This is a genomic window from Burkholderia sp. BCC1993 (genome assembly GCF_905339865.1).
In the GTDB taxonomy this organism is placed as follows: Bacteria; Pseudomonadota; Gammaproteobacteria; order Burkholderiales; family Burkholderiaceae; genus Burkholderia.
In genome coordinates, this window is record NZ_CAJPGZ010000018.1 from 62726 (window position 1) to 78105 (window position 15380).

Here is a 15380-nt window from a genome sequence, read left to right on the forward strand (position 1 = left end):
TATTTCGGGAAGCTCGCGGCGGCTCCCGTCTGCGCTGGAGAGAACGTTCGGGCGGTTGAACTAGCACGTCGCTGTACAGAAAAACAGGCTGTATTCACGAACAGGTACTCCCAGCATCGCCTTATGCGACAAGGGTCTCGCGGTACTGCACTTCCCGCAAAAAGTACAGCAAATATAGGGCCAGAAATATATGCCGTTTTCTCATGTTCCATGAGAAGTCCTGAGAAACAAGGCTATCGATAGCACCGAAGGAAATCCTCCCAGTCCGATACGTAAGCCCTCCTTGAGACGCACTTGGTGGTCAGCGTGTGCACCAGGGCGCACGCGGCCGATGTCCGCCGTCGCAACCACGCGCAGCATTCCTGCTTCTTATTGACCGGTGTTAGCTGACCCACTGTCTTGCCGACCATACGGCGCGCACCACATGCATCGCATTCGCGTCTGGCGCCACCGGTACGCACTCGCTCAGACCGGTCTTCAACCAGCCTCCGCCGGGGATTGGGTCGTGCATCCAGAAACCTCGAGCGGCGCGACCACGAACGTCAACGACAAGTCGAAGTCCGACCGTATCCGGCGTGTCCACCAGAGAGACAAGGGCGAGCAGGACGCATGGCTCCGCGGGCAGGCGGTCCTCATCGGGAGCCGGCTCCGTGTACAAGCCGAGCGCACTGGTAAGCGCGTGGCGGTATTCCGGTGTCGGCCCAGTGATGAACAGACTGCAAATCGGCTCCTGCTTTACACCTCGTACGTGCGACACCAGCACGACGAACTGAACCTCTGATTTCATTCCTGCGCCCATCGTTCGCCTCCAATTGCCTTGTGAACGCGCTCCGCGAGGTGCAGTCTGCGTAACAGTGCACCTCGGTCGGCGCTGGCTTAGCCCCTCACATAGTCCCCATCCCAAACAAATTGCCACGTGAATCTGCGCCGCCACATCCGCCGATACGCGTCGGGTCGTTCATCGGTAAGGCCGTAGCGGGATTCAGGCAGGCCGTATATCTCACCGACCTGCCATTTTCGTACCGGCGAACGCAATCCACGTTACGGCAGGAGTCTGTGTACCGAGTGATGGCACCGGCGCCAGCAGTTGTATCGTGCGGTGCGCTGGTGTCTCGTTCCTGCGAGATTCGTCTTTGCACTTGCTCAAACGACGCAGGCGCTGTGACAGGGCTTGGATTGAACACCGCAGTTCTTTCGCTACAGTTCTCGCCTTCTTTCAACTGCTCGCATGCGCTCTGTGCCCGCCCGAGGGCGCCGTCCTTCGTATCGTCAATCACCCACGAAGACGTAGTTTTGCCCTCGGCTACCGCAATCCAAACTGGCGTGCTGTTCGACGCCTTGACTTCACATGTCTCTGGTTGGCTAGTGCGTTTTCGGCAACCTTCAAGCGCACTCGATTTAGCTTGCGCAGACGACTCACTGCCATACTCCACATAAGCGCCGCCCTTACCCATGGCTACGGCGTACCATCGCTCGCCGCCATCCCATGACGCAAGGTCTATCCGGCAGCGCTGTTTAAACGTAGCCTTGCAATCTTTCATGGCGCGCTCGGCAGCGGTTATTGGGTTTCTGTTCGTCGACACCGATATTCCGTCGTCTCCGCGCGCGATGACCAGCGCGACAGGCCCAGGAACCGGCTTGCCTACCAGACGACATCCGCCAGAGTTCCTACCGCATCCATCCAGTGCCGCCCGAGTGGCCTCTTCGGAAGATGCCGCGTCACGCGCGACAAACGCAAATCCATCGTCGCCATGGGCGGCGACTACCCATGCATTCGCCTGCGCAGTGAACACACAAAGCCAAGCTGCGAGCACAATTCGCGGTTTCCTCAATGTCATATCGACACCCTACCCATATCCGCGCCTGCACCACAGTTGTCCTCGAGCATAAAGTTAGTCATGCATACAATTGTTTTATTTTCGGAGGCGAAAGTTGAGATAGCCGTCACGTTCGACGCGGTAACCGTTGACTCCTCCACACCCGACAAACGAGACCGCCGGCAACAACGCCGCGGTAAGAGAACGCGTCTTTTCATTGTTTCCCCAGAGGTGCAGAGCGTCGATACGCCATTGCCCCGCATGTCGCGCTGGGCATCCGTAGTGTCATACATAAAATCGCTTATTACGACATTCTATGTCGTTAACTTTAGAGTCGTCCGGCACCACACTTGATGTTGCTTAACAACAACAGACGTGGTTATGGTGCGGCAATCGGCGGGAATACCGGAGCGGCTTGGGAAAGCGATTGCGCGCGAACGGATGGCACGCGGCCTGACGCAGGAGCAGCTCGCCGAAATCATCGGTGTCGAACAGGAAACCATTAGTCGGTTCGAGCGCGGCGCGACCTTGCCGCCGCTACCGCGGCTGATACAGCTTGCCGACTATTTCGATGTTCCCCTTGAATCCTTTCTGCGAGCGAATTCCAACCGGGTTGCAGACGAGGCGACCGACATTGCCGAGATGCTGTCAAAGCTCGACTCGCCAAATCGCGATTTTGTGCGTCGGTGGGTAGCAGAGATGTGCGAGAAACTCGCGAAACGGAAATAGCGGATGGCTAGCCGGTGAACCGCGTCACACCGCGCATCTGCGAGCACGACGCCGATTTTCTGCTACACGCCGAGTGCGGCGGTTGGCACCGAGCAGCGTGACAACGTCAGGTGCCGTCATACATCTTCGCCAGCTTTGTTTTCAAATCCGAGAGGGCTGTAGGCTCGCTTATGCCAAGCACAGGGTCCGTGCGAACTAGATGGTCACGGCACCAAGCCGGCCAATGAAGCCAATCGTCGTCCAGCGCGAGCCATGCTTCCGGCTTCCGCCGCAACACATCGCTCCAAATCTGCATGCCTCGCGGCGCAGCAGCGAACTCTGCCGGGTCCATCCTCGAGTGATACGTTGCGCCGACCACTCTTGCCTGCAAGCCGGGCGTCAGCCTGCGCGACACACGGGCGACACTGCCGCGGTAGCGCCGCACCCAGGCTGTCGACAAAACGATGCGTACTTCGGGGTACGGTCCAAGTGCCTCTTCAAGCAACGGGCAGTGTTCGAAAAGAGCATGGCCCGGCGCATCTAGCAGCGTCGGGCCGTGTTTGTGGCTCAGATGGACGCTTTCCGGGTGCAAAACTCCGTCAAGGTCCAAAAAGAGCAGGCGTCCTCCCGTGTGTCGGGGAGGAGGTATCACGAATATAGGCTCGGGAAGTCGTGTCGGCATGTAATCTACCTCCCCTGAGACCCAAGCGACGCTGCGAGCACCCGTTCCGCCAACTGCACTGCTACATCTGCAGTAATCGGCGGCTCAGCTGGAACTCCTGTCAGTCCCCAGTCGGTCAGTACATGTGCCTGCCGGACTTCTTCAGGCGACAGCCCGAGCACTCTCGCTGCAAGCGCGACGACTGCTCTCGCGAACGCGTCGGGCTGGCCCCTCGCCGCGCTGTCAGTGCCATCCATGTTCGCGACGAACCGCATGACCCCATACATAGCTTCGTACGCGCAGCGCACCCGCACCACCTCTGCCGAAGTGGCCCTTCTGGCCACATGCATGAACTCATTAAAGTGCACATGCAACTGCTCGATAGCGTGCTGCTCCGCAGATACGAGCATGAGCTCGTCCGTAGCTTTACGCCGGAGGTTGTTTGTCTCCGCAATGTACCATTGAGCTGCTACCCATTCGATGACAGGTTCGCCGTCAGGCCCTAACCGTGCCGGCAGACGACCTTCCTCGATTAACTTGCGCGCATACCGCTCGGTGACGTTAAGCTGCTCCGCGAGTTCCACAACCGTCATATGCATGTCAGCACCCGTTCCTTTTTTCAATTCATCAATTGAAAAATAGATGCTAGCACACTCGAAAATTTAATTAGGCATCCGCATCTTTGTTGCACAAAAGCACAAAGCTCCATGTTCATGCGTGCTCGTATGGGAAAGTCACGCAATCTGTCTTTGTCATCCGAAATCTGGGACAAAAGGGGCGAGCGACGCGACAATGACTCATTTCCGCGCCTTCGTTAGGCAGCTGGATAAGGCACGCGAGAGTGACGCAATAACTGCGCGTTTCTCACATGTCGCATAATTGCCCGAGGTAGTGCGCTGAAATTCGGACCCCCGCCCCCTGTACGGCTCCCGGATTCCAGGGTGCGTCCGGTACGCCCAAGCCCTTCCATACTGCTTGCGGTGACGGAGAGGTAGGCGTGCATGGTCTCGTTGGGATACGATATGTAAGCACGGTTGACTAACATACGAGACCAAGAACAATGCGCTTCATACCCAAAGGACCGGAAATTCCTGAACGCCTAATGTGGGCGCACGAAGAGGGGCGGGTAGTGTTCTTCTGTGGCGCCGGGATTTCATATCCTGCGGGCTTACGGAATTTCACATGGCTCGTGGACCAACTCTACGAGCGGCTTCACCGAACGAGGCGCGGACCAGAAGAAGCTGCTTATAACGAAAAGCGTTATGACGCAGTGCTTAACTTGTTAGAAAGAGATTTGGCCGGTGGGCGGCAGACACTTCGTTCGCATCTTCCCGATATTTTGAAGCCAGACCTTCGAAGGCGACATGCTCTCGCTACTCATCGAGCGTTGCTAACCTTGGCTCGTGATAGAAGCGACCGAACACGTCTGGTCACAACCAATTTTGACCGACTTTTCGTCAAGTCGGACAGGAAAGTTGGGCACATATCTGCGCGTCACCTTCCCATGCCAAAGCAAAGTCGCTGGGACGGCGTTGTCTATCTTCATGGACTGATGGCAGAGAGACCATCAGCTACCGACCTAAATCGATTGGTTTTGACGAGCGGTGACTTTGGTCTCGCTTACCTCACCGAACGCTGGGCAAGCCGATTCGTCAGCGAACTCTTTGCAAAGTACACCATTTGCTTCGTTGGTTATAGCGCCGACGACGTTGTGCTCCGGTACATGCTAGATGCGCTATCGGCGGACGAGCTACTTGGGGAGCAGCCCATCGAGGTGTTTGCGTTCGCGGGGGCCGGTGCTGGCGACGAGGAGGTGACTCGAGAGAGCTGGCAAGCCAAGGGGGTGACACCGGTCGTTTACGACGACGGAGACAGGCATTCGAGTTTACATGAGACGCTTCGAAGCTGGGCGAAGACGTATCAAACTGGTCTTCAGGGGCGCAGAGGGATTGCTTTACGCGAAGCTCGGCTAAATCCGGACAAACTCGATGAGTCAGGAAGTACTGCCCGTCTTATTTGGGCGCTGAATGAGTCGTCTGGCGAAATTGCCAAAGCGTTCGCGACTGCAGAGTCCGTACCACCTATCACGTGGTTAGCGTCGTTTACGGAGCCACGGTTTCAGCGCTCCGACCTGCCACAATTCGGCATTTTGTGCGGTCAGTTGCCTAGTCGGCGACCAGGTGACGGCGAGTTGAAATTCAGTCTTCTCAACCACCCGAGCGCGCCGGCGTATGCCCGCTGGACTAATCTCGTCACACGCGATGGATTTCTGGCTGCGCTCGCAGGATTAGACCCAGTCTCAGAATGGCTTGCTCAGTGGTTGTGCAGACATCTCGATAAGTCCGAGACGATTCTTTGGGTGACTAAGAGCGGTGGCCGACTGCACCCGATGTTTGAAAACTTGGTTCGAAATCAGCTGCGGGGCACGGAGCTTGGAGGTGCCTACAGGCGCATCTGGGAAGTTATCGCCGCAGGGTGCGTGAAGACGGAGGAGAATTCGAGCGAATTTAACGGATGGGCGTTTCAATTGCCTCCGGGACCTATAAGCACCACGGCGAAGATGTTGCTTTATCGCTTGCTTGAGCCTCGTGTCAGCTTCCGTGAGCCCTATCGGTGGCGAGAGGAAAGTGCAGAAGAGCCGCTTCCCGGCAGCGAGGCGCGGGTGTCGGACATCGTTGGATGGAGCTTGACTCTCGAAGGAGGGCACCCACACGATGCGTTTGAGAGACTCGGAACTAGGGAGGATTGGTCTTCGTTTCTTGTTGAGAGCTTGCCTGTCTTTACGCAGTTGCTTAAGAGCTGTATTGACCTATCGGTGGTACTGGAAGGGGCTTCTCCTGAAGAGGACCTATCGGTTTGGCATCAACCGTCCATTGCCCCACATAGCCAGAACAGACATCACAATGCGTGGACAATTCTCATCGAACTTTGCAGAGATGCATGGGACGCGACGGCAAAAGTTAACGCAGCACTGGCTTTGAGTGAGTTCGAGCGCTGGCGCTCCATTGACTATGTCGTGTTCAGACGACTGGCAATGTATTGCGCTGCTAGCAACAGAATCATTCCGACGAAGACAGCTCTCGAGCTCCTCGTCGATAAAAACTCGCTATGGTCCGAAAACTGCAAGCATGAGGCAATTCAGCTCATGATGCACATCGCCCCAAAGCTCAAACAAGTTGATGCTGGGCGCTTGCTATCGAGAGTTTCAAAAGGCCCGCCACGGAAAATGTATCGCGTGGACCTTTCGCGGGCTGACTGGAAGTATGTTCGTGACCGGACTACATGGGTGAGACTTGCCAAATGGAAAGAGTCGAAAGCGACGCTTCCCTCGCCCTACTTGTCGTTACTCCGCACACTTGAGACGGCTTATCCGGAATGGCTCGCAGAGGAGCGCGAACCCTTAGAGTTTCGTAGCTGGATGAGTTCGGGTTTTGGAGACTGGCGAACAATTTCAATACTGCCCCGTGATGTCGTTGGCCTTGCTCATGCGCTAACCGAGCGGACGGATAGTTTTATTGCAACCGATGACTGGTTGACCGTGTGCTCGGAAGAGCCGGACCTCGCACGCGGAGCGTTAAAGCGTCTCGTCGGTACTGGCTGTTGGCCCGGGAGTGCATGGCGGGACGCGCTGAACTCGTCCGTCGAAAGTGCCAACCCTGTCGTCACTATTGCGGAATTCGGCTACCAAATTGCAACGGCGCCGGATTCGTTTTTCGCCGAAACACAGCACTCGCTACCGTGGTGGCTGAAACAGCAGGCCAAAACCATCGCTGTGCAAAATGCAGGGAATTTTCTGGACATATGCGGGCGTATTCTCGAGACGCTGAAGGCTGAGCCGCTCGATGCGACAGACGATGTCGTTGGCCAAGCCATCAATTATCCCATCGGTCGGACGGTCGAGGCTATCTTCGACCATTGGTATACAACAAAGCCACAAGCCGGGCGAGGCCTCGCTGAACCGTATCGCAGCCTATTTGAAACGATATGCACCGGCAAGTTTGATGCCTACCGGCCTGGGCTTGTTGTTGCCGCCGCCAACCTTTACTCGTTGTTTCTTGCTGACCCTGATTGGACCCGCTCGGTTCTACTGCCGCGGTTTGATTTCAGTTGCTCCCCCGCAGTGGCTGCCGCTTGTTGGGAAGGGTACCTGTGGGTTCCGCGTATCGACGCGAGGTTATTCCGTGAGATGGTTGGCCTATTTACCTCGGCGGCTGGAGAGTACGTCCTTTTAGGCAAGCACAAGGGGCAGTTTGCGTCTCTTCTCGTTTGGACCATCATGGAAGTAGCAGATGAACAAGACGTGGAGGGGCTTACAAATGCACTCGGTTACTTGCCACCATACGGCTTAGCTGAAGCGGCGAATACGCTTGCGCAGGCAATCGTCGATAGGAAGGAAACTCTACGCGAGTATCTGGCGAACCGCGTTCGTCGTGTCTATCCCGGTCCGTGGCCGAAGTCATCACACTGCCGCTCGCCTGGCGAGGCTCGCGCAATCGCCCTGTTTTGCATCCGCACGGGAGACCTGGACAATTGGGTGCGCGAATCCAAGCCGTTCCTGCAAGCGTTTCCCGATATCTATCTTGTCGTTAAGGAACTCTCCGATTCGGGTCAGTGTGAGACCAGTCCTGCCGCTGCTTTAGAGCTTTTAGGTGAGGTGGTGACGGACAACCCATATCCAACCAGTGAATTGGCAGTATGCCTAGAGAAAATTGGTAATGCTCAACCCAGTCTAACCAAACGAAGAAACTTTCAGAGGTTGCGCGATATCTCGTCTCGGCATGCGACTACAGTGGTCTCTTGAACGCGACGCCATTGAACTAAGGGGCGCGTGCTGTATGTGCGCCGATTTGGTTGGATGATGTGATGTTCGCCGCTTCATATATGCGGCGAACATTGGTCAGATTCCGAGAGACATGTTGGCGTCGGGAATACCTCCACACTCGCATCGTGGCTTGTCAAAGCTCACGGGCTGTACGAGAGTGGCTCCAGTGCGCGGAACTAAGGACAACATTGGCGGACGATGGTGCCATGAATTTGTGTGCTGTTGGTCATGCCACCCCTGCAATCTGTAATTGTCTAACATGCGGCTGTTCGGATGGCCGTATCTATTCTTACCTGACGAAATGACGAGACGTGCGTCTGAGACGGTGGTCTCTGGAATGGCGAAGACATTCAATTTCCCGCCATGATGACTGGCGACCATCGCGACAATTCGACGTGAATCCCACGAACTAACTCGGTCAAACTGAATGCTGTCAAATTCGCAATCGCCCGGCAGTAACACAAGCCCCCGCTTCCAACCGTCATCGATACGAACGACCATCGCCAATCCGGAGTTGTTGCGATAGGACACGTCTCGTTTTTTGGTGGAGCACTTGAGTAGCGTCAGGTTGCCAGTTTCCCACATGCTGTTTCGCCTAGACCAGAAATGCAGTGCCCGCCGCCCCTCCCATCGCTGATGGTAGAGTTTCAAAATAAGAAGATAATGGCTTGGACCAAGCTTCATTGCCTTCTCCGGTGCAGGTACAAGCCACGGGCGGTGAAGCGCCGCACTTTTCCACGTCGCGAAAGGCGCGCCTCGGGCCCTGTCGTAACGCCAGCTTTCGAGCGCATATGCCCAATGGTCCCAATCCCAGTGTGAGAGCACAACCGGTGCTATGCCGGCATCACTTTGCACATCGAAAAGCTGCGGCGGCGGATTTGGCGCGCCAGCTATATTGGTCTGAATGGGCCAGCCTAGGTCGAAGAACAATACCGGATGCTCGTGCTCATCGACTACTGCATTGCAATTGCCTTGGCCAACGTGATAGGCAACCACATGTCGTCGGCCTTCGCTTGCAAACAATTTTTCAAGCCGCCTCGCAAACCGTTCGAACGACTTGGGGGCAAGCTGCGTTGCGTCAAAAATGCGCTCGGCCGAGGCCTGAGTGTCGGCGTCGAGTGCCTCCGGTCGTGAAATATACAGAGTAATGGCTTCCGCATCAGCGGCTGTCGGGGCAAGGGAAACAAACGTCGCAGGAATGTCTACCGCCGCTGCATCGTCGCGTACCTCAGAAACCGTAAGCGTGAACCAAATTCGTACAGACGCGTTGTTGATTCTATCCAGTAGACTCGGCGCAAATGATTCGCGCCTGACCTGGAGTACGGCTCCCATATACTCGTCAGCCTGTTCAGATGAAAATTGAGCCAGCCCTCCGACTCGCCGCATGATTGAAAATGTCTTTTGAGAAATACAGTCTAGATACACGTGTTCTTGGTCGACATCACCATCTAACGACTCTAGAACCGCGAAGTAACGCATGAGGGACCTCCGCCTTTTTTGCTATTCATTGCTTATCGGTCGCATCAGGTAAAACTTGATTGTGACCGTGGATTGAAGCTGGGCGAAGCAAGCCCCCTCGCATCCAGCGCCCCCTTAGGGCTTAGACAGCTGCTCGATGATACGTTGAGCCAGGATGGTGGCCGCTTCGTACATGGCGTTTGCGATGACCGCTGCGAACCCGTCGCCACGGAGTCGGGCGATAGTCTCACCGCGAGGTATTTCCTTTTTAGACAGTGTCGGTGGCTCAGCCTTCTTGATTGAGGAGGCACGTCATCAAGAGACCGCACGCCGATTATCCATTTTTTTGAAGTAAATCTATGAAACATGCGGGAATTATGCCTCTCCCAAGTCTAATGGAAGAGCACTGAGGGCACGTCGGCGTACGTCGGCCATAAGTCCCGCCCGCTTATTGTCTACACAGGGTTTCCCCCGTATGATTTTGCTCGGCCGTGAGAGAGGCCGGCACAAGGAAAATCAAATGGGAGCGCAGGACCTTATCGCGTTGATGAATGCCGAAGTACTCCAGTCCGACCGGATTGTGAAATTGGATACCCCGGCCGGACGGAATGTACTGCTGCCACATATCGTGGCGGGTACTGCTCGCCTGGGTGGCAATTTTGAGATTGTCGTCGATGTTGTTTCGCTGCAGGATTCAATCGAGCTGAAGTCGCTCATTGCGCAGCCTGTCACACTTTGGACTCAGCAGGCCGACAAGACCTACTGGCCGAGGCACGGCTACGTGCATACGGCAAAACGCTTGGGCGCCGACGGGCGACTGGTGAGTTTGCAGCTGACTTTCTCGTCGTGGCTCTATTTCCTGAAGTTCCGCAAGGACGCTCGCATCTTCCAGGACCAGACCGTCGAGACCATCCTCGAAACAGTCTTTCAGGGACATCCGCAGGCGGTAGGTGCCTATCGCATCGATGTGCAGAAGCCCTCGCCCGCGCGCTCATTCTGTGTCCAGTACGAAGACGACTGGAACTTCGTGCACCGGCTGATGGAGTCGGAAGGCTGGTTCTACTATTTCGAGCACGCTGATGACGGCAAGTCGCACACCCTTGTTATCACGGATGACCTGTACTCGCTTCCGTCGCTCACTCCGCAACGTGTGGAGTTCTATCGTGCCGGCGTAACCCGCCAGCCAGATGCCCTCGTGCACTGGTCAGGCACGCGGACCTTACAGAGCACCTCGTATTCGACCAGTACGTTCGACTATAAGAATCCCGACGTGCGTAAGGAAAAGTCGTTCCCTACCATCGCGAACCAGGGGGACCTGCCACAGCAGGCTGAGGTCTATGAGTACACGGGGCCCTACTCCTACCTGGAGGATGACCGCGGCGACCAGCTGACCAAGCTCAGGCTCGAGGAATGGGAATCGCGCGCCAAGCGCTTCTACGGCGTGGGCAGCCTGCCCAGCGTCGACGTGGGTCACTGGTTCGCCCTCGCGGACCATCCTGAGCATGACCGGGACTCCGCCGACGACCGCGAGTTTGCAATTATCGAGGCCAACTGGTACATCCGGAACAATCTCCCGGTAGGCGAAAATCGGCCGTATCCGCACAGCCTCGACGAGCGTCTCGCCGAAGTCCGCGAAGCATACGAGCAATCCGAATCGGCGTTCACCCTCAAGGATGGCCTCGGCAGCGAAGGCTTCTTTCTGGTTGAGGTGGAGGCCCAGCGTCGCAGAGTGCCGTACCGCAGCCAGTTCGACCACATCAAACCTGTCATGCACCTGCAGACGGCCACGGTGGTCGGTCCCGGCAACGAAGAGGTGTACACCGATGCGCTGAACCGTATTCTGGTGCGTATGCACTGGGACCGGCGTGAAGGCGTTGGAGCGACATGTTGGGTGCGCGTCGCGTTTTCCGACACCGGAAGCGGCTATGGCAGCGTGCATGTACCGCGGGTGGGGGAAGAGGTCACCATCGACTGGGTCGGAGGTGATTGTGACCGACCCATTGCAACTGGCCGCGTGTACAACGGGGCGACACAGCCTCGCTGGCACACAAACGGCATCCTGTCGGGCTTCAGTTCGAAGGAGTACGGTGGAGTTGGCTACAACCAGCTCGTGATGGACGACGCGACGGGCCAGAACCGCTTGCAGCTCTTCTCGTCGCAGAGCAGCTCCATGCTTCACCTGGGGTACCTCATCGCCCAGAATGGCAACACGCGCGGCAGCTATCTGGGGAGCGGCTTTGACCTGCGCACGGACGCCTACGGCGCCATTCGCGCCAACCGGGGGCTATTCCTCACGACGCACCCTGGCTCGGGCGCCGCGCCCCAACAGCTCGAGGTCCAGCAGGCGCAGCAGCAACTCGCCGGCGCACACAACTTGGTCGAGTCGCTTTCTGACGCGAGCACCCAACACCAGGCCGAGAGCCTCAAAGCAGGCCGCGACTCGCTCAAGGCTCTCACGGACGCCACGACTGACGGCGTTCAGGGGCAAGGACAGGGGAACGGAGGCCGCACGGCGGGAGGCGGAACAGGCTCGGCCAACGCGTTCAAAAAACCTATTCTTCTGGTCGCGAGCCCGGCGGGCATTGCACTGTCGACGCAACAGTCGGTGCACGTGGGCGCGGACGAACACGTGAACGTGGTCAGCGGCCAGAGCGTCCACATCGCGACTGGAAAATCGCTGCTCGCGAGTGTCGCCGAGCGCATCAGCCTGTTCGTCCAGAACGCAGGGATGAAGCTCTTCGCCGCGAAGGGCAAGGTGGAAATCCAGGCGCAGTCGGACAACATCGAAGTGACCGCGCAGAAGACGGTCAAGGTGCTGTCGGCGACAGACAAGGTTGAAGTCGCGGCAAGCCAGGGTGTCCTGCTGACATCTGGTGGCGCGTACATCCGAATTCACGGCGGCAATATCGAGATTCATGCCCCAGGCAAGATTGACATCAAGGGGGCGCAGCATGCGTTCGCCGGTCCCACGAGCGCGCCCTACGACTTGCCGGCCCTGCCCAAGGGCGACCTGCACAACAAGCTTGAGCTGAACCTGACGGACGACAATCTGAAGGCCGTACCCAATGCGCCCTACAAGGTCGTCTTTGACAATGGGACAACGCTTACTGGCAAGCTGGATGCAAATGGACACGCGGTGCTACGTGACGTTCCCGACGGCACGGCGAAGGCCTTTTTCGGTGAAGACACGCGCCCGTTCGTTCAGCAGCCCTTGCCGACAGCAAAAGCGCTCGAACCAAACGACGTCCTAAAAGAGCTGCACGCGGGTGGCCATGAAGGCATCACCCACGAAGACCTTGCCAGCCTGTTCAATCAATTCTCTGGCCGCCCCGACTTGCAATGAACAACACGGACCAACAAGCGATTGAGGACGCGGTCGAGCAGATTGGCCTGCAAATGGCCGCCAATGCGTTCCCTCTGTTTTACGTAGCGCAGAATATTTACGACACCAGCGAGAGCGTCTGGAATGTGTGGAACGCGCGAAGCGCTCCCGACGAGATGACCCGAATCGAAACGGGCATTGACCTGGTGTTCGCGGTCGTGGGCTGGGTGCCTGTGGTCGGCGCAGGCGTCAAGCGCACGTTTCGGCTCGTTAACCACAAGTCCGAAATCTACGGTCCGCTGCTGTTCGATATCCTCCGGCTTGTGCTTCAGCGCGCGCACTGTCCAACGAGCCCCGAAGAACTGGTCGCCAAGCTGTTCGATGCCTCCGGACTGAAGAAGCTACTGACGGAGTCCCGCGAGCACATCGAGAAGTCGTGGCTATATCGGGAGATGCCGCCCGCCGCGCAGACCACTTTCGCCCAGGCACTCGTCTTTGTCGAGACCAATCTGCCGTACTGGCTCACTCAGTTCGTCGAGCGCAAGCTCATGCACTGGAAGAAGAGGCAGCCCAACTCGTCGGCAGAGGGTTCGGTCTCGCTGCGTAAAGAGACCGAGAAGCCAGGGAAGGTTGGTGTTGAGGCGGAACAGGGCCACAACCGGTCGACCTCCGCGCCGTCCACGGGCGTCGTGAATGCCAAACTGGCGGTGACGGAAATCACCAACAGCATCACGGGCCTACTCGGTGAGCACATTACCGACTACTACTGCTATGAGAAGCTCAAATGGGGTAGCGGGTGGGAAGCCCACGACCAAGGATACCTGGGGCGCTGGTCGCGTGAACCAGGCGCCGACGTACCAGGCAAGCTCAATGACCATGGCAAGCTCGCCAAGCTTTTTGCGCCAAAAGCCAAAGGACAAGGAATCGATGGTGCATGGAGGGCAACACCCTCAAACAATGAAGGAAAGCGATTTGCCATCGTCGAAGCCAAGTCTTCGAAAGTAGACCAGCCTACCAAAGCGGCGAATGGCAAACGCAACATGACGCCAAAGCTTGGTACAGCGGAACGAATAGTCGATGAAGTGCGACCACGTGGGGATGAGTTGCTTGAACCACCCGTCGAGACAGCCGGCGCGCCGTCTCCGACTCCAGTTTCCGGTGGAAAAGTCAAGGGAAGTCGCGCCCCTGCCAAGACAAGCGGAGCCCCACCCGCTACTCCCGCGGCCACTTCTTCCGGAACTCCAGCAAAACGAAAAACGCCTAAGATTGTTCAGATGAGCACCGACTGGATTACTCAGAATCTGAAGGATGCGGTTGGAAGTCGTATGCAAATGGAAATCATAGAGCACGGGTACTCTCGGCATATCGTGTATGTTCCGTTCTACCTTCCTTGTGCAGCTGCGCACGAGGTGGCGTTGTTGACCGGCAAGGAACATGACCATGGCGACCACGATGTCCCGCTCACACACCACTATCGTGAAGCGGAAGTTGAGGAAGCGGTAAAACGAAAGGAATCGCGCCTAGCTAAGGCAGGACAGGCCACAGAATGAATGATTTTTCGACGCGAAAACGACAACGCTTCATCAGCAAGCAGTATTTCGACTGGCTGTCAGCCTTTCAGGTCCAGTCCATCGAAAAATGGACACACACGTTGCCTGCGAATGGTACCGAGGCAGTGAAGCACGCAACGGCTGCGTGGCTGCGTGCTGCCTCCCGCTTTGAGCTAATGATGCTCAAATACACGGCCGGCGAACCGCTCACGTCGATGCGGGACGAGTTGGATGATGTGGTGACGTCGTACGAAGACTACACAGCACGTCAACGGGTCGCGCGCAACGACCCGCAATGGCCGGCGCTGCTTCTTACTGAGTTGTCCGATTACGAGCGGACGATGCAGCTCATCGGGCTTTCTCACCTATTGCATCGCCGTGACCTGCTACCGCGCATCGCAGCTCTCGAAGACTCGTACTACCGCGGTCAGGACACCCTGTATGAGGACCTCCTTGCGTACGCTTTGGAGGGACGGGTTGACGTCGACCAGTGGTATCACGAGTCGTACCGCGATTGCATCAACAGTATCTACGTTGATGGCGATGATGAAAGCGTGGCTTACCTAAACGCGTACCTTGACAACTGGTATGCATCCATGAAGAGCGTGGGTTGGCATGACTCCCATCTCGACCTATCCGAGCGCGGCGGCGGCTATTTCGGTTATTGGGCAGTGGAAGCCGCCGCGGTAGCCTACCTTCGCGGACTCGACGATACACCGCTTCGGGAACAGGCTGTCTATCCGAAGGATTTGGTGGACTTCGCCAGGACCTTTGAAGAACTTCCAAAATCCACGCCAGCACCTGCCGGTCCGCAACCGGTACGCACTGGACAAGTCTGCCCAGAGACCGGCATCTGGAAAGCGCAGGGACATCACGTTCCAGGAGTGTTGGTACAGCAGGGTGAGCGCATGCCGGAAGTGTTCGCTCCGGACCGGTCAGGTGCATACCGTTCCCAACCTGCGTTCTGGGAGTTTGAACGCAAGGCCTGACGTATAGGCGAACTTTCCAAGCCGCACGCATGAATGGCCATGCGTGCGGTTTT

10 protein-coding genes are annotated in these 15380 nt (G+C 57.1%); 5 read left to right on the forward strand and 5 right to left on the reverse strand.

The features are described from left to right. Positions 1-382: 382 nt before the first annotated feature. Together U4Y91_RS27905 and U4Y91_RS36805 are read right to left on the reverse strand one after the other, a co-directional pair. Positions 383-799 (reverse strand): hypothetical protein, encoded by a 417-nt coding sequence (locus tag U4Y91_RS27905; RefSeq protein WP_321807791.1) that lies wholly within the window; start codon positions 797-799, stop codon positions 383-385. Between the two features lie 85 nt (positions 800-884). Next, positions 885-1838 carry a DUF4189 domain-containing protein gene (locus U4Y91_RS36805; protein ID WP_415750506.1) on the reverse strand — a complete coding sequence of 318 codons (954 nt, stop codon included), beginning with the start codon at positions 1836-1838 and terminating at the stop codon, positions 885-887. Between the two features lie 360 nt (positions 1839-2198). Here U4Y91_RS36805 and U4Y91_RS27910 point away from each other — a divergent pair, with 360 nt between their 5' ends. Continuing rightward, positions 2199-2546: a helix-turn-helix transcriptional regulator gene (locus tag U4Y91_RS27910; protein WP_321807792.1), complete on the forward strand. Its 348-nt coding sequence runs from the start codon at positions 2199-2201 to the stop codon at positions 2544-2546. Between the two features lie 106 nt (positions 2547-2652). Here U4Y91_RS27910 and U4Y91_RS27915 read toward each other — a convergent pair whose 3' ends face one another. Then, entirely contained in the window at positions 2653-3207 is a 555-nt protein-coding gene (locus tag U4Y91_RS27915; RefSeq protein WP_321807793.1) for an HAD domain-containing protein, read from the reverse strand. A gap of 5 nt (positions 3208-3212) precedes the next feature. Beyond that, positions 3213-3785: a hypothetical protein gene (locus U4Y91_RS27920; RefSeq protein ID WP_321807794.1), complete on the reverse strand. Its 573-nt coding sequence runs from the start codon at positions 3783-3785 to the stop codon at positions 3213-3215. A 503-nt stretch (positions 3786-4288) separates the two neighbouring features. Here U4Y91_RS27920 and U4Y91_RS27925 point away from each other — a divergent pair. After that, positions 4289-7987 (forward strand): SIR2 family protein, encoded by a 3699-nt coding sequence (locus U4Y91_RS27925; RefSeq protein ID WP_321807872.1) that lies wholly within the window; start codon positions 4289-4291, stop codon positions 7985-7987. Between the two features lie 96 nt (positions 7988-8083). On the opposite strand, the gene U4Y91_RS27930 is transcribed toward U4Y91_RS27925, so the two are convergent. Further along, positions 8084-9487 carry a hypothetical protein gene (locus U4Y91_RS27930; protein ID WP_321807795.1) on the reverse strand — a complete coding sequence of 468 codons (1404 nt, stop codon included), beginning with the start codon at positions 9485-9487 and terminating at the stop codon, positions 8084-8086. A gap of 499 nt (positions 9488-9986) precedes the next feature. Here U4Y91_RS27930 and U4Y91_RS27935 point away from each other — a divergent pair, with 499 nt between their 5' ends. From U4Y91_RS27935 to U4Y91_RS27945, 3 genes are read left to right on the forward strand one after another with little or no spacing between them, the layout of a single operon-like run. Then, entirely contained in the window at positions 9987-12809 is a 2823-nt protein-coding gene (locus U4Y91_RS27935; protein WP_321807796.1) for a type VI secretion system tip protein VgrG, read from the forward strand. After that, positions 12806-14338, forward strand: a complete 1533-nt coding sequence (locus U4Y91_RS27940; protein WP_321807797.1) for a hypothetical protein — start codon at positions 12806-12808, stop codon at positions 14336-14338. Before U4Y91_RS27935 ends, U4Y91_RS27940 begins: the two co-directional genes overlap by 4 nt. After that, positions 14335-15327 carry a PoNe immunity protein domain-containing protein gene (locus U4Y91_RS27945; protein ID WP_321807798.1) on the forward strand — a complete coding sequence of 331 codons (993 nt, stop codon included), beginning with the start codon at positions 14335-14337 and terminating at the stop codon, positions 15325-15327. Before U4Y91_RS27940 ends, U4Y91_RS27945 begins: the two co-directional genes overlap by 4 nt. The last annotated feature ends 53 nt before the right edge of the window (positions 15328-15380 follow it).

Bases quoted from the DNA above. Each gene is read 5' to 3' on its own strand.
- U4Y91_RS27905 (WP_321807791.1), bottom strand. From the start codon at position 799: ATGGGCGCAGGAATGAAATCAGAGGTTCAGTTCGTCGTGCTGGTGTCG.
- U4Y91_RS36805 (WP_415750506.1), bottom strand. From the start codon at position 1,838: ATGACATTGAGGAAACCGCGAATTGTGCTCGCAGCTTGGCTTTGTGTG.
- U4Y91_RS27910 (WP_321807792.1), top strand. From the start codon at position 2,199: ATGGTGCGGCAATCGGCGGGAATACCGGAGCGGCTTGGGAAAGCGATT.
- U4Y91_RS27915 (WP_321807793.1), bottom strand. From the start codon at position 3,207: ATGCCGACACGACTTCCCGAGCCTATATTCGTGATACCTCCTCCCCGA.
- U4Y91_RS27920 (WP_321807794.1), bottom strand. From the start codon at position 3,785: ATGCATATGACGGTTGTGGAACTCGCGGAGCAGCTTAACGTCACCGAG.
- U4Y91_RS27925 (WP_321807872.1), top strand. From the start codon at position 4,289: ATGTGGGCGCACGAAGAGGGGCGGGTAGTGTTCTTCTGTGGCGCCGGG.
- U4Y91_RS27930 (WP_321807795.1), bottom strand. From the start codon at position 9,487: ATGCGTTACTTCGCGGTTCTAGAGTCGTTAGATGGTGATGTCGACCAA.
- U4Y91_RS27935 (WP_321807796.1), top strand. From the start codon at position 9,987: ATGGGAGCGCAGGACCTTATCGCGTTGATGAATGCCGAAGTACTCCAG.
- U4Y91_RS27940 (WP_321807797.1), top strand. From the start codon at position 12,806: ATGAACAACACGGACCAACAAGCGATTGAGGACGCGGTCGAGCAGATT.
- U4Y91_RS27945 (WP_321807798.1), top strand. From the start codon at position 14,335: ATGAATGATTTTTCGACGCGAAAACGACAACGCTTCATCAGCAAGCAG.